Origin of the sequence: Micromonospora sp. NPDC051196 (assembly GCF_040682415.1) — a bacterium.
Lineage (GTDB): Bacteria > Actinomycetota > Actinomycetes > Mycobacteriales > Micromonosporaceae > Micromonospora.
Genome location: NZ_JBFBAY010000001.1, coordinates 912,634 through 925,441 on the forward strand (window position 1 = coordinate 912,634; position 12,808 = coordinate 925,441).

The 12,808-nt window shown below is 69.6% G+C and carries 11 protein-coding genes and 1 pseudogene; 7 read left to right on the forward strand and 5 right to left on the reverse strand.

All coding sequences use genetic code 11. The annotated features are described in order from the left end of the window. Positions 1-19: 19 nt before the first annotated feature. Entirely contained in the window at positions 20-241 is a 222-nt protein-coding gene (locus AB0M35_RS04215) for a DUF2631 domain-containing protein (RefSeq protein WP_363741186.1), read from the reverse strand. 272 nt (positions 242-513) lie between these two features. On the opposite strand from AB0M35_RS04215, the gene AB0M35_RS04220 reads away from it, so the two are divergent. Beyond that, entirely contained in the window at positions 514-2,109 is a 1,596-nt protein-coding gene (locus tag AB0M35_RS04220; protein WP_363741188.1) for a Rieske 2Fe-2S domain-containing protein, read from the forward strand. Between the two features lie 76 nt (positions 2,110-2,185). On the opposite strand, the gene AB0M35_RS04225 is transcribed toward AB0M35_RS04220, so the two are convergent. Further along, positions 2,186-3,769 (reverse strand): NAD(P)/FAD-dependent oxidoreductase, encoded by a 1,584-nt coding sequence (locus AB0M35_RS04225; protein ID WP_363741190.1) that lies wholly within the window; start codon positions 3,767-3,769, stop codon positions 2,186-2,188. Positions 3,770-3,955: 186 nt separating this feature from the next. Continuing rightward, positions 3,956-4,768 (reverse strand): annotated as a pseudogene (locus tag AB0M35_RS04230) (YhjD/YihY/BrkB family envelope integrity protein); the annotation flags it as partial. Between the two features lie 94 nt (positions 4,769-4,862). Here AB0M35_RS04230 and AB0M35_RS04235 point away from each other — a divergent pair. The 4 genes from AB0M35_RS04235 to AB0M35_RS04250 all read left to right on the forward strand — a co-directional run bounded on the left by AB0M35_RS04235 (position 4,863) and on the right by AB0M35_RS04250 (position 9,577). Then, complete coding sequence (locus tag AB0M35_RS04235; RefSeq protein WP_363741192.1) at positions 4,863-5,405, forward strand: GNAT family N-acetyltransferase; 543 nt, start codon at positions 4,863-4,865, stop codon at positions 5,403-5,405. A gap of 130 nt (positions 5,406-5,535) precedes the next feature. Beyond that, positions 5,536-8,100 carry a M14 family metallopeptidase gene (locus AB0M35_RS04240; protein WP_363741194.1) on the forward strand — a complete coding sequence of 855 codons (2,565 nt, stop codon included), beginning with the start codon at positions 5,536-5,538 and terminating at the stop codon, positions 8,098-8,100. Between the two features lie 161 nt (positions 8,101-8,261). Further along, positions 8,262-8,810, forward strand: a complete 549-nt coding sequence (locus AB0M35_RS04245; RefSeq protein ID WP_363741195.1) for a GNAT family N-acetyltransferase — start codon at positions 8,262-8,264, stop codon at positions 8,808-8,810. A 101-nt stretch (positions 8,811-8,911) separates the two neighbouring features. After that, on the forward strand, positions 8,912-9,577 hold the full coding sequence (locus AB0M35_RS04250) for an endonuclease V (RefSeq protein ID WP_363741197.1): 666 nt from the start codon (positions 8,912-8,914) through the stop codon (positions 9,575-9,577). Positions 9,578-9,609: 32 nt separating this feature from the next. Here the strand turns inward: AB0M35_RS04250 and AB0M35_RS04255 are convergent, their stop codons facing one another. Together AB0M35_RS04255 and AB0M35_RS04260 are read right to left on the reverse strand one after the other, a co-directional pair. Further along, a complete protein-coding gene (locus AB0M35_RS04255) occupies positions 9,610-9,891 on the reverse strand; it encodes a type II toxin-antitoxin system RelE/ParE family toxin (protein WP_363741199.1) in 282 nt (93 codons plus the stop codon). Beyond that, positions 9,888-10,157 carry a type II toxin-antitoxin system prevent-host-death family antitoxin gene (locus tag AB0M35_RS04260; protein ID WP_363741200.1) on the reverse strand — a complete coding sequence of 90 codons (270 nt, stop codon included), beginning with the start codon at positions 10,155-10,157 and terminating at the stop codon, positions 9,888-9,890. The genes AB0M35_RS04255 and AB0M35_RS04260 overlap by 4 nt, the downstream gene beginning before the upstream one ends. A gap of 185 nt (positions 10,158-10,342) precedes the next feature. Here AB0M35_RS04260 and dxr point away from each other — a divergent pair, with 185 nt between their 5' ends. Both dxr and AB0M35_RS04270 read left to right on the forward strand, forming a co-directional pair. Continuing rightward, positions 10,343-11,554 (forward strand): 1-deoxy-D-xylulose-5-phosphate reductoisomerase, encoded by a 1,212-nt coding sequence (gene dxr, locus AB0M35_RS04265; RefSeq protein ID WP_363741203.1) that lies wholly within the window; start codon positions 10,343-10,345, stop codon positions 11,552-11,554. After that, the gene (locus AB0M35_RS04270) at positions 11,554-12,804 is read left to right on the forward strand and encodes a site-2 protease family protein (protein WP_363741205.1); all 1,251 of its coding nucleotides are present in this window, start codon (positions 11,554-11,556) and stop codon (positions 12,802-12,804) included. The genes dxr and AB0M35_RS04270 overlap by 1 nt, the downstream gene beginning before the upstream one ends. Positions 12,805-12,808: the final 4 nt, after the last annotated feature.

Below are 12,808 nucleotides of genomic sequence, written 5' to 3' on the forward strand. Positions count from 1 at the left end.
GCGCCGGGGTGCGGCCGGGTCAGGAACGCAGACCGTTGCGGCGCAGCACGATGTCGCCGAGCACGATGAGCAGCAGGAACGCGGCCAGGCCGATCAGCCAGATGTCCTCGACCCTGCCCTCGTGGTTGCCGCAGAGCATCGCCAGCAGCGCGACCGCGGTGAGGATCGCGCCGATCCGCCCGGACTTGCGGTGCCCAGGCTTGTGCTGGTCTGGCGACGTTACCGGCTCGCTTCCTGCCACTGGTCGGTCCTTCCCTCGCGATCGGATCTCCGGTTAGTCTGGCACGCCCCGTGTCGGCCCTGGCGTAGGGTCCGGCCGATAGAGAAAAGTGGATCACCGGCGCCGGCGGCCAGGCCGCCACGAAAGCGGCCGGTCGACAGGCGAACGCCCGGGTCGATCGGCCTGTCTTGGCCGGGCCGGACGGGACTACCGGCGTCGCGGGACGGCGAGCACACTGCCTCCGGTAGCGTTTTGGCGTACGCCTTGATTTGTCTTCTTGAGGGGGAACTGCGGTGCGAGTGACCGGTACCGGGCACGCGAGCATGCGGATCGACACGAACGCGGGCAGCATCCTGTGCGACCCGTGGGTCAACCCGGCCTACTTCGCCTCCTGGTTCCCGTTCCCGGACAATTCCCTGCTCGACTGGGAGACCCTCGGCGACGTCGACTACTTGTACGTCTCCCACCTGCACCGGGATCACTTCGACGCGGCGCACCTCAAGCGGTACGTGTCGAAGAAGGCCACCGTGCTGCTGCCCGAGTTCCCCACCTCGGAGATGGAGGACGAGTTCCGCGAGCTGGGCTTCACGAAGTTCCTGAAGACCCGCAACGAGGAGGTCGTCGAGCTCGACGGCGGCCTGAAGATCATGATTCAGGCGTTGACCAGCCCCACCGACGGCCCGATCGGTGACTCGTCGCTGTGGGTGGAGTACGACGGGGTCCGGCTGCTCAACCAGAACGACGCCCGCCCCACCGACCTGAGCACCTTCGCCGAACTGGGCCACGTGCACGCGCACATGCTTCAGTTCTCCGGGGCGATCTGGTACCCGATGGTCTACGAGCTGCCGCAGTCGGCGAAGACCGCGTTCGGCAAGCAGAAGCGGGACCGGCAGTTCGACCGCACCTGGCGCTACATCGACGACCTGAAGGCCGACCACGTCTTCCCGATCGCCGGCCCGCCCTGCTTCCTCGACGACGAGCTGTGGCAGTTCAACGACATCTTCGACGACGAGGGGAACATCTTCCCCGACCAGTCGGTCTTCCTGGCCGAGTACGCCAAGGTCGGCGGCACCAACGGCATCGTGCTGCTGCCCGGCAGCGTCTCCGAGATCACCACCGAAGGCGCGACGACGACCCACCCGCAGCCGGTGGAGGAGTTCTTCGCCAACAAGGTGGCCCATCTGGAGGAGATGCGCGAGCGCAAGCGCCCGATCATCGAGGCGGAGAAGGCCTCCTGGCGGCACCCGGAGATCGACGTGCTGAAGGAGTTGAAGCAGCGCATCGAGCCGCTGCTCGACGAGTCGATCTACCTGGCCAAGGGGGTGGGTGGGCCGGTCCGCTTCGACCTGGTCGGCACTGACAGCTCAGGCGGGGAGACCATTGAATCAATAGTGGTGGACTTCCCGGGCAAGCAGGTGCGCCCGTACGCCGACGAGAAGGTGCGGTACCGGTTCCGTACCGAGCGGGCGCTGATCGAGCACCTGCTGCACATCGGTGAGGTGGACTGGGTCAACTCGCTCTTCCTGTCCTGCCGGTTCTCCGCCGCCCGGATCGGCCAGTACAACGAGTTCGTGTACGCCTTCTTCAAGTGCCTGTCCAGCGAGCGTCTCCAGTACGCCGAGGGCTGGTACGACGAGCACGAGCGGGCCGTCGACGCCGAGGACATCACCATCGGCGACTGGGTGGTGCAGCGCCGCTGCCCGCACCTGAAGGCGGACCTGAGCCGGTTCGGCATCGTCGACGGCGACCAGTTGACCTGCCAGCTGCACGGCTGGCGCTTCGACCTGCCTAGCGGGCGTTGCCTGACCAGCGTCGGGCACAAGGTCCGCGCACACCGTGTCGGCGAGGAGGCCGAGGTCGCGGAGGCGGCCCCCTCGTCGTCGAGCTGAGCTGCGGACGCGCGGCTGGTTTCGTTAATAAGGGGCCCCTTCCTCGCACCCTCAGCGCGGCACCCTCAGCGCGGCCTCAGCGGCCGAGGTCGGCGAGGATGCGTTGGGCGGCGTTGTGGCCGGCGGCGCCGATCACGCTGCCCGCCGGGTGGCAACCGGCGCTGCCCGCGTACACCCCGTCGACGCCGGTGGCGTACGGCATCCGGTCGGCGAACGAGACGGTGTTGTCGACGTGGTGGATGTGCCCGCCGGTGATGCCGAAGTGCGCCTCGATGCCGGGTGGGGGCAGCGGCACCGCGTCGGCGATCAGATCGCCGGTGCCGGGGGCGTACCGCTCGCAGATGGCCACCAGTTGGTCGACGTAGCCGGGCAGTGCGGCGTCCCAGGTGGTGCCGGCCAACTCGTACGGCACCGACTGGACGAACAGCGCCGACGAGTGGTGCCCGGCCGGGTCGGCCAGCGACGGGTCGACGGTGGTGTGCAGGTACCACTCGATGGTCGGCTCCGCCGGCAGCCGACCGGCCCGTACGTCGGCCCACATCGCCCGCAGCGCGGCCATCGGTGACTCGCCGCCGCCGGTGGTCAGCGACGCGGAGCCGGGCAGCAGGTGGATGGTGGAGCCGAACGGGTTCGGTGCGTCCTGCGGCAGGCAGGAGAACCGCGGCAGGTCGCGCAGGGCCAAATTGAGTTTGAGCGTGGTGCCGGTCCGCCGGACTGCCGCCATCCGTTCGGTGAGCGCGGCAGGCAGCGCGCCGTCGGGCAACAGCCCCATCAGCCGGTACGGGTCGCAGGCACCGAGCACCACCTCGGCGGCGATCTCCTGCCCGTCGGCGAGCACCACGCCACTGGCGGCACCGGAGTCCAGGGTGATCGCGGTGACCGGAGCGCCGGTGACGATCCGGGCGCCGGAGGCTCGGGCCGCGTTGGCGAAGGTACGCGAGACGGTGCCCATGCCGCCCTCGACGATCATCCAGGTGCCACCGGCACCGGGCAGCCGGCACATGTTGTGCACCAGGAAGTTGTGGCCGGTGCCGGGGTCGTCGGGCCCGGCGTTGAGCCCGGACAGGCCGTCGGTGACCGCGTACATGCTGACCAGCAGTTCGGAGCGGAACTCGAAGCGGGCCAGGTAGTCGGCGACCGAACCACGGACCAGGTCGACGAAGACCTGTTGCAACTCGGGGCGGATGTAGCGCTGTGCCGTCTCCTCGACGGTGAGCGGTTCGGCCAGCCAGGCCGGCGCGAGATCGGCCCGCAGCGCGGCCAGTTCGGCTTGCAGGGCGTCGTCGGCGGCCACGTCGGCGGGGGAGAAGAACTCGGCGAGCTGCGCGCGGGTGGCCGCAGTATCGGTGCCGAACAGCAGGTACGGCGACCCGACCCCACCCGGCGTAGGCAGGAAATAATGCGGGTCGCGCCGCAACACCGGAATCCGTACGTCGAGCGCCGCCAGCAGCTCCGGCGGCATCAACCCCAGCAGATACGACCCGGTGGAATGCCGCAGCCCCGGCACCCGGGGAAAGGGATTCTCGGTGCGCGTCGCCCCACCGATCACCTCGGCGCTCTCCACCACCAACACATCGAGCCCTGCCCGCGCCAACAGGATCGCGGAAACCAGCCCGTTGTGCCCCGCCCCGATCACCACCACATCGACCCGCCCCACCATCCCCCCACCCTAACCCGCCCCCACCCCGCCCTCACCCCGCCGTTGCCCAGATTGATCATGAGGTTGGCGGCGCTTGGAAGATCCACAACTGCCGTCAACCTCATGATCAACGCGGGGTGGGGTGGGTGGGGTGGGTGGGTGGGGTGGGTGGGGTGGGTGGGGTGGGGTGGGGTGGTTTCGGTGGGTGCGCCAGTGGGTGAGGGCTAGGGTGGCCGAGTAGCCGGCCAGGACGATGACGTGGAAGACGTAGAGCCACAGGAGGATGGCGACGGCGGCACCCACCTCGACAAGACCGCCGAAGGGGAGGCCCAGGTCGAGCGGGAGCGAGGCGAACAGCACGAAGCCGTGCAGGAAGCCGGAGAGGTTCGCTGCGGTGAAAGACCCCACCGCCAGGGCCGACAGCCAGTCCGGCGACGCCGGCCCGACCACCCGGAAGACCCAGAGCAGCACCGGCGTGAGCACCAGCCACACCGCCAGGAAGGAAAGCACCACACCGAGTGCACCGGCCCAACCACCCTGGCGGACCAGCCCGGTGGTGGTCGGCAGCGCCAGCAGGATGGCCAGCAGCAGCGCCGGTGCCGGCGCGAGCAGCGGCAGCAGCAGCACCCGACCGCGCCAGCCGATCAGGTGTTCGTCGGTGCGGGGCGCGGCCACCGAGACGAACGCCCGGCGCAGCCCTTCGCCATACAGCGAGGCGGGCAGCACCGCGGCCAGCGCGAGCCACGGCGTCAGACCCACCCCGGCCTCGACCAGGGCGGCCACCGCGTGCGGCGCACCGATCGCGTCCGGCAGTGCCTCCACGGCGTACGCGGTGAGCCGCCGCACCCGGTCGGCTCCCGCCAGCAGCGCGGTCAGCCAGATCGCCAGCAGGGCCACCGGCACCACGGCTATCGCACCGTAGAACGTGATCGCGGCGGCGTGCAGCGACAGATCCCGCCCGCGTACCGGCCGGAACGCGGCCTGGGTGATCCGCCGTGTCCGCCGCCATGCTTCACCCATCCCGCCCCTGTTCCCCGTAACGGCTCCGGCCACGCCTGACCGCCGTCCGTGTGGTCGCGTCGAGGGGTTCGCGGCGACGTTAGGATCGCCAGCCATGACCGTAGCCACCACTGACCGGCTCGTACTGCGGGAGTGGACCGACGCGCCGGCCGACCTCGCCCGGATCTTCGACATCTACTCGCGAGAAGACGTCATGCGTTGGCTCGGCGGGGGTGCGGGACGGCTACTCGAACCCGGCCAGGCCGCCGAGCGGGTCGCCACCTGGCGGCAGCGCTACGCCCCGTACGCCGGGCGGTACGGACTCTGGGCGATCGAGGTGCGCGACATCGGGACGGTGGTCGGCAGCGTACTGCTCAAGCCGTTGCCCGGGGCCGACGGCAACACCCCGACCGATGACATCGAGGTGGGCTGGCATCTGCACCCCGACTCCTGGGGCAACGGCTATGCCACCGAGGCGGCCCGGGCCGTGCTGGCCCGCGAGTTCGCCACCGGAAACCGCGAGGTGTACGCCGTGGTGACACCGGGCAACGAGCGGTCCATGGCGGTCTGCCGGCGGCTCGGCATGTCCTATGTGGGCCGGCGCACCGACTGGTACGGCGGCACCGAGGTGGAGACCTTCGTCCTGACCGACGCATAGGTCGCCGGGAGCGCTTCCGCCGGTCCGGCTATCGACTTGCGGTGTCTTCGCTGGTAGAACAGCCATTCAACGGCGCTGGCGATCAAGAGTCGCCCACCTTGCGCCCCACTCCTCGAAGCGAGGTATCTGCGTGGCTGTACGACGACCACTGATAGCCCTGTTCGCTGCGGCGCTCCTGTTCGGATCGGGATCCGCCGCCGTGGCGGCACCCCCCGACCCGGCAGAGCGCGGCCCGGCCGCTGCCTCGCCGCGCGGCCAGTCCGACACCGAACTGCCCTTCGGTGTCGGCCCCGGCCAGCGCGGACGCTCCGCCGACGCCCCGGGCCGGCAGCCAAGCCAGCCGGCGCCGACGGCGAAACTGCCGGGCAAGCCGCGCAACGATGTCATCGCCGACGTGCCGGTGGAGCTGACCGACGCGTCGATCCCGCTCAACCTCATCCCGTACCACGACATCCCCGCGGCGCTGCGCAACCTGCAACGCAGCAACCGGATCAACGTGGAGGTGATCGGCCAGTCCGTGCTCGGCCGGGACCTGCACCTGGTGGTGGCCACCGCACCGATGAGCGACGCCCAGTGGAAGACCTGGCAGCAGCTGTCGGACCTGCGGATCAGCGACCCGCACGCGGCGCAGGCCAAGCTCGCCGCCGGTGCGTACGCCAACTGGCGCACCCCGCTGTTCGTCAACAACAACATCCACGGCAACGAGTGGGAAGGCACCGACGCCAGCCTCCAGATCCTGCAGGACCTGGCCTTCTCCACCGACCCGGCGATCGTGGACATGCTCAACAAGCACGTCTTCGCCTTCGTGGTCACCAACAACCCGGACGGTCGGGTCGCGGCGACCCGGGCCAACGCCAACGGCTTCGACATGAACCGTGACTACATCACGGCCTCGCAGCCGGAGGTCCGCGCGGTGCGGGCCCAGTTGGTCCGCTACAGCCCGCTGACCATGCTGGACATCCACGGGTACGTCAACTGCACGCTGATCGAGCCGACCACCGGCCCGCACGGCGACAACTACGAGTACGACCTGTACATCAAGCACGCGCTGCGCAACGGGCTGTCCATGGAGCGGGCCGTTCTCGCCACCGGCGAGACCCGGGCCAGCTGCGCCAACTCGGACGGCACCCGGCGCAACGACATCCCGTTCCGGGACCGCACCCAGGGCTGGGACGACTGGCCGCCGATCTTCACCCCGATGTACGCGATGTACCACGGTGCCATCGGGCACACCATCGAGGTGCCACTGAACCCCCGGGGCAACCTGACCGTCGCCGAGCGCCACGAGCGCACCCGGATCAACACCGCCGTTGCCGCCGCCACCATCCGGGGCAACTTCGAGTACGCCACGCAGAACCGCGAAGAGTTGCTCGCCAACCAGCTGGAATGGTTCCGCCGTGGCGTCGACGGTGAGTCGACCCGGCCGATCGACGACCCGCTGGCCATCTCGCTGGCCCGTGGCGACAACATCAAGACGCACCTGCAGGACTTCGCCCGTGCGTACGTCATCCCGGCCGGCAAGGACCAGCGCAGCGCCACCGCGGCGGCCCGGCTGGTGCAGTTCATGCTCGACAACGACCTTGAGGTGCAGCGCGCCTGGCGGCCGTTCAAGCTGGGCGGCACGCACTACGAGGCCGGCACCTACGTCGTCGACATGCGTCAGGCCAAGCGGGGCCTGGTCAGCACCCTGCTCGGGGTCGGGCGGGACGTGACCAACGACTTCAACGCGATGTACGACATCTCGGCCTGGAGCCACGGTCACCTCTGGGGGGCCACCGTGCAGCAAGTGGACGGCAACGTCACCCTGGACGACAAGGCGCTGCGCACGGTGACCGAGGCCCGCGCCACCGGTTCCGTGCCGCCGGGCAAGCAGGCGAACTACGGCCTGGTCGTCGACTCCGTGGCCGGCATCCAGGCCGTCAACCGACTGCTCAACGACGGGGTACGGCTGTCCCGGACCGCCGACGGCACCTTCGTGGTGCCCGGTGACCTGTCCGTCGTCCGGCAGGTCGCCGAGGCGTACGGGGTGGAGTTCATCCGGCTGACCCCGCCGCAGGTCCGTAACACCACCGGAGTGTCGAAGACCCGGCTCGGTGTCGCGGCCAACGGTGGTGAGATCTTCGCCCTGCAACAGATGGGCTTCCAGCCGATCTCGGTGACGCACACCGCATTCAACAACGGCACCCTGTCCTTCGCCGACTTCGACGCCTTCTTCGTCTCGACGACGGCGTTCAACCCGTTGAGCCTCAACGCCACCCAGGCCGCCGCGTTCAACCAGTGGCTGGCGAACGGCGGCACCATCGTCGGGCGCGGGTCCAGCGGCAAGCAGTTCAACGACCGCGCCGGCCTGCTCGACGTGACCATCGCGGCGGGACGCAGCGACGCCAACGGCATCGTCAAGGTGGTCAACGACCCGGCTTCGCCGATCACCGGTAACGCGCTGCCGACCGCGTTCGTCGACGCGCCGCAGTACTTCACCCGGGTCGGTGACGGCGTACGCGTCGACCAGCGCCTGGCCGCCGAGGGCTTCTTCCTCGCCGGGCACTGGGGTGGCCAGGAGGCCGCCGCCGGTCACGCGGTCGTGGTCAGTGGCGTGGCGAAGGGGGCGAACGTGACCCTGTTCGGCACCGAGCCGCTGTTCCGGGCCCACCCGGAGGGCATGTACCCGCAGGTCGCCGCCGCCCTGTGGTGGTGAACTGACCAGCTCGGGTGATCGTTGCCCCGGCCGGTGCTCGATGCATCGGCCGGGGCAACTTCATGCTCCACAGCTGATCGGGGTGCCAAGGTCTACCTGGATCGCCCGTCGTGTTCCGAATGGTGTTGCGACGAGGTCGGCGGTAATTACGATCATGGTTCATGACGATCGTGACCACCGAGCGGCTACTCGTGCGGGACTGGACCGACGGCCCGGCGGACCTGGCCCGGCTGTTCGAGATCTACTCCCGGCCGGAGATCGCTCAGTGGCTCGGTGCCGCATCGAGGTTGCCGTTGACGGACCCGGCACAGGCGGCCGAGTTGTTGGTGAGGTGGCATCGACGACACGCGGCGTACGGTGAGCGGTACGGCCTTTGGGCGATCGAGGTGCGCGAGACCGGCGTGGTGGTCGGCACGGTGATGATCAAGCCGCTGCCGGGGCGCGACGAGCAGGTGCTCACCGATGACATCGAGGTGGGCTGGCACCTGCACCCGGAGGCATGGGGCAACGGGTACGCCACGGAAGCCGCTCGCGCCTGCATGGAACGGGAATTCGCCACCGGGACACCGCTGATCCATGCGGTGGTCGACCCGGGTAACACCGCGTCGATGGCGGTGGCCCGTCGGCTCGGCATGACACCCGTCGGTCGCCGCCGTGACTGGTACGGCGGTGAGGAGTTGGAGACCTTCGTCCTGGCCCGCCCGGCGTGACCCGACCACCCGACCCCGGTGAGCAGCCCGCGCCCCCTGCGTCGGTGGCTCCCGCAGTGGTTCCTGTGCCGGTGGCTCCTGCGTTGGTAGCTCCTGCCTTGGTGGCTCCTGCGACGGTGGCGGAGGCCGAGGGCATCCAGGAACAGTTGCGGCAGCGTCTCGACCTGCACGAACACCTGACCACCGCGCCACGACTCGTGGCTGGCGTCGATGTCTCGTACGACAAATCGTCGCCGCGTGTCACGGCCGCCGCGGTGGTCTTCGACCTGGCCACCGGCGTCGAGGTGGAGTCGGCCGTCGTGCCCGGCGAGGTGACGTTTCCGTACGTTCCCGGGCTGCTGGCGTTTCGCGAGGTGCCGATCCTGCTGACGGCGCTCGACCGGCTCGCGGCCCCTCCCGACCTGGTGGTGTGCGACGGGTACGGCATCGCCCATCCCCGACGCTTCGGCCTGGCCTGTCACCTGGGCGTGGTTACCGGGCTGCCGACCTTCGGGGTGGCGAAGACCCCGTTCGTCGCCGGGTACGACGAGCCGGGAGAGTGCCGGGGCGACTGGTCGCCGCTGCGGGCCGACGGCGAGGTGCTGGGCCGGGTGCTGCGTACGCAGACCGGCGTCAAGCCGGTGTTCGTGTCGGTGGGCCACCGCACCACCCTGGACCAGGCGACCACGCTGACCCTCGACCTGAGCCCGCGCTACCGCCTCCCGGACGTCATCCGCCGAGCCGACTTCCTCTCCCGCGAAGCCCTCCGCCACGCGCAGCCCGGTTGATCGGCGGCGGCTCACCGCGTCTGCCTGGCGCCTCAGAGCAGGTCGTAGACGTCGCTGCGGTGGCCGAGGTGGACTACGAGCACGATCAGCTCTTGGTCGCGGACGGTGTAGATGATGCGGTACGCGCCGACGCGGATGCGGAGGAGATTGGGGTGGCCGGTTAGGGCCTTGACGCCGGCTGGGCGGGGTTCGGTGGCTAGGTCGGCGATGGCGGTGACGAGGCGGGCCTGCACGGGGCGGTCGAGCTTGCGCAGCAGTTTGGCAGCGGCTCGGTCGACCTGGACGGTGTAGGCGGGCGAAGTCGGGCTGGTCACAGGCCGAGCTCGTCGCGCAGGTCGGTCAGCGGTAGCGGGGTGTCGCCGGATTCGATGCGGGTCAGGGCATCGCGGGCGGCGGCGACATCGCTGGCGTCTTCGGCGCGCTCGATTGCCTCGGCGACCTCGGCTGGGACGATGGCGGCCAAGCGTTGCCCCCGGCGGGTGACGTAGGTGATCCTCCCGGCGTAGTGAGCGCGGGAGACGACGTCCGCGAGGCTGTCGCGGGCGTCTGAGATCGGGAGTTCGGCTGCCGGTTCACTCACGCGCCCGATTGTACGACTCGTACGACTCGTACGGGCAGAACTCAGGTCATAAGATCACCAGTCCGGACGGAGTTCCGGCCCAGCGACTGAGGGCGGTTTTGTCGAAGTCGATGATTGTCAGGTGGCCGAGGCGTTAATAAGGTGCCCTTCCTTGCGCTGGGGCGGCGTGGGGAACAATGGGCGGCGTGAGTTCCCCCCGCGATCTTGTGTTGTTGGGTTGTACCGGATCGATCGGTACCCAGGCCATCGACATTGTGCGGCGCAATCCGGACCGGTTCCGGGTGGTGGCGCTGGGTGCCGGTGGCGGCAATGTCGGCCTGCTCGCCGCGCAGGCGCTCGAACTCGGCGTCGAGGCGGTGGGGGTGGCGAAGGCGTCCGCCGCCCAGGACCTTCAGTTGGCGTTCTACGCCGAGGCGAGTCGGCGGGGCTGGGCCTCCGGCGAGTTCAAGCTGCCCAAGATCGTCGCCGGGCCGGACGCGATGACCGAGTTGGCGCAGTGGCCGTGTGACGTCGTACTCAACGGGGTGGTGGGGTCGCTCGGGTTGGCGCCGACGCTGGCCGCGCTGCGCGCCGGGCGTACCCTCGCGTTGGCCAACAAGGAGTCGCTGGTGGCCGGCGGCTCTCTGGTCAAGGCTGCGGTGACGCGGCCGGAGCAGATCGTCCCGGTGGACTCGGAGCACTCGGCGCTCGCCCAGTGCCTGCGCGGTGGCAGCCGGGGTGAGGTACGCCGGCTGATCGTCACCGCCAGTGGTGGGCCGTTCCGGGGTAAGCGGCGCGACGAGTTGACCTCCGTCACGCCCGAGCAGGCCCTGGCGCACCCGACCTGGAACATGGGGCCGGTGGTCACGATCAACTCGGCGACCATGGTCAACAAGGCGCTGGAGGTGATCGAGGCGCACGAGCTGTTCGACGTGCCGTACGCCGACATCACCGTGATGGTGCACCCGCAGTCGGTGATCCACTCGATGGTGGAGTTCGTCGACGGGTCCACGCTTGCCCAGGCCAGCCCGCCGGACATGCGATTGCCGATCGCCCTGGGTCTGGGCTGGCCGGAGCGGGTCGCCGAGGCCGCCGCCGCGGTCGACTGGACTGCCGCACACACCTGGGAGTTCGCGCCGCTGGACGACACCGCGTTCCCGGCGGTGGCGTTGGCCAAGGCGGCCGGCGAGGCCGGACGCTGCCGACCGGCGATCTACAACGCGGCCAACGAGGAGTGCGTCGCGGCGTTCGTCGCCGGGCGCCTGCCCTTCCTCGGCATCGTCGACACGTTACAGCGGGTGTTGGAGGGAGCTCCCGATTTCGGTGAACCGGGTAACGTCGAGGACGTACTCGAAGCCGAGTCGTGGGCCCGCGCGCACGCGCAGGAGATCATCGCTGCTGCGGTGGAAGGAGCTTGATGTCGTTCGCGTTCGGGGTGGCGCTGTTCGCCCTCGGCATCCTCGTTTCGGTGAGCCTGCACGAGGCCGGCCACATGCTCACCGCCAAGGCCTTCGGCATGAAGGTCACCCGCTACTTCGTCGGCTTCGGCCCGACGATCTTCTCCTTCAAGCGGGGCGAGACCGAGTACGGCCTCAAGGGCATCCCGCTCGGTGGCTTCTGCAAGATCGTCGGCATGACGCCGCAGGACGACGACGTCGAGCCCGGCGACGAGAAGCGGGCCATGTGGCGCTACCCGGTGTGGAAGCGGACCATCGTGATGTCCGCCGGGTCGATCACCCACTTCGGGTTGGCGATCTTCGCGGCCTGGTTGGCGGCGATGACCTTCGGCCTGCCCAACCCCGACTTCCCGCGTGACGAGCAGCAGATCCGCGCCGAACCCGCCGTGATCGCCATCCAGGACTGCGTCCTGCCGGACACCACCTACCGGGAGTGCGCCGCGGGCGACGCGGCCAGCCCCGCCGGGGCGGCCGGGCTGCGCAACGGCGATCGGATCACCTCGATCAACGGCACCCCGATCAACAACTACGGCGAGTTGCTGACCACGCTGCGGGCCACCACCCCGGGCAGCGCCGCCACCATCGGGTACGAGCGCGACGGCCAGCCCGGCACCACCGAGACCACGCTGGCCACCACCAAGCGCCCGCCGATCGACAACCCGGACGGCCCGGTCACCGAGGTCTCCGCGCTCGGCGTCGGCCTCGTCCTGAGCACCCCGGGTCTGGTCTCCTACGGTCCGGTGGAGGCCGTCGGCGCGACCAGCACCTTCATCGGCGACATGGCGGTGGCCACCGCCCAGGCGTTGCAGCGCCTCCCGGAGAAGATCCCCGCGCTCTGGACCGCCATCACCGGCGGCGAACGCGACATCGACACCCCGATCAGCGTGGTCGGCGCCAGCGTGCTCGGCGGCGAGGCCGTCGCCAACAACGCATGGGAAATCTTCATCATGCTGTTCATCTCGCTGAACTTCTTCATCGGGGTGTTCAACCTGCTGCCGCTGCTGCCGCTGGACGGCGGGCACATCGCCATCGCCTGGTTCGAGCGGGCCCGCTCCTGGGTGTACGCGCGGCTGCGCCGCCCCGACCCGGGCCGCGTCGACTACTTCAAACTGATGCCCTTCACGTACGTGGTGATCCTGATCGGTGGTGTGTTCACCCTGCTCACGATCACTGCGGACGTCGTCAACCCGATCACCCTCTTCCCAAGGTGAGTGC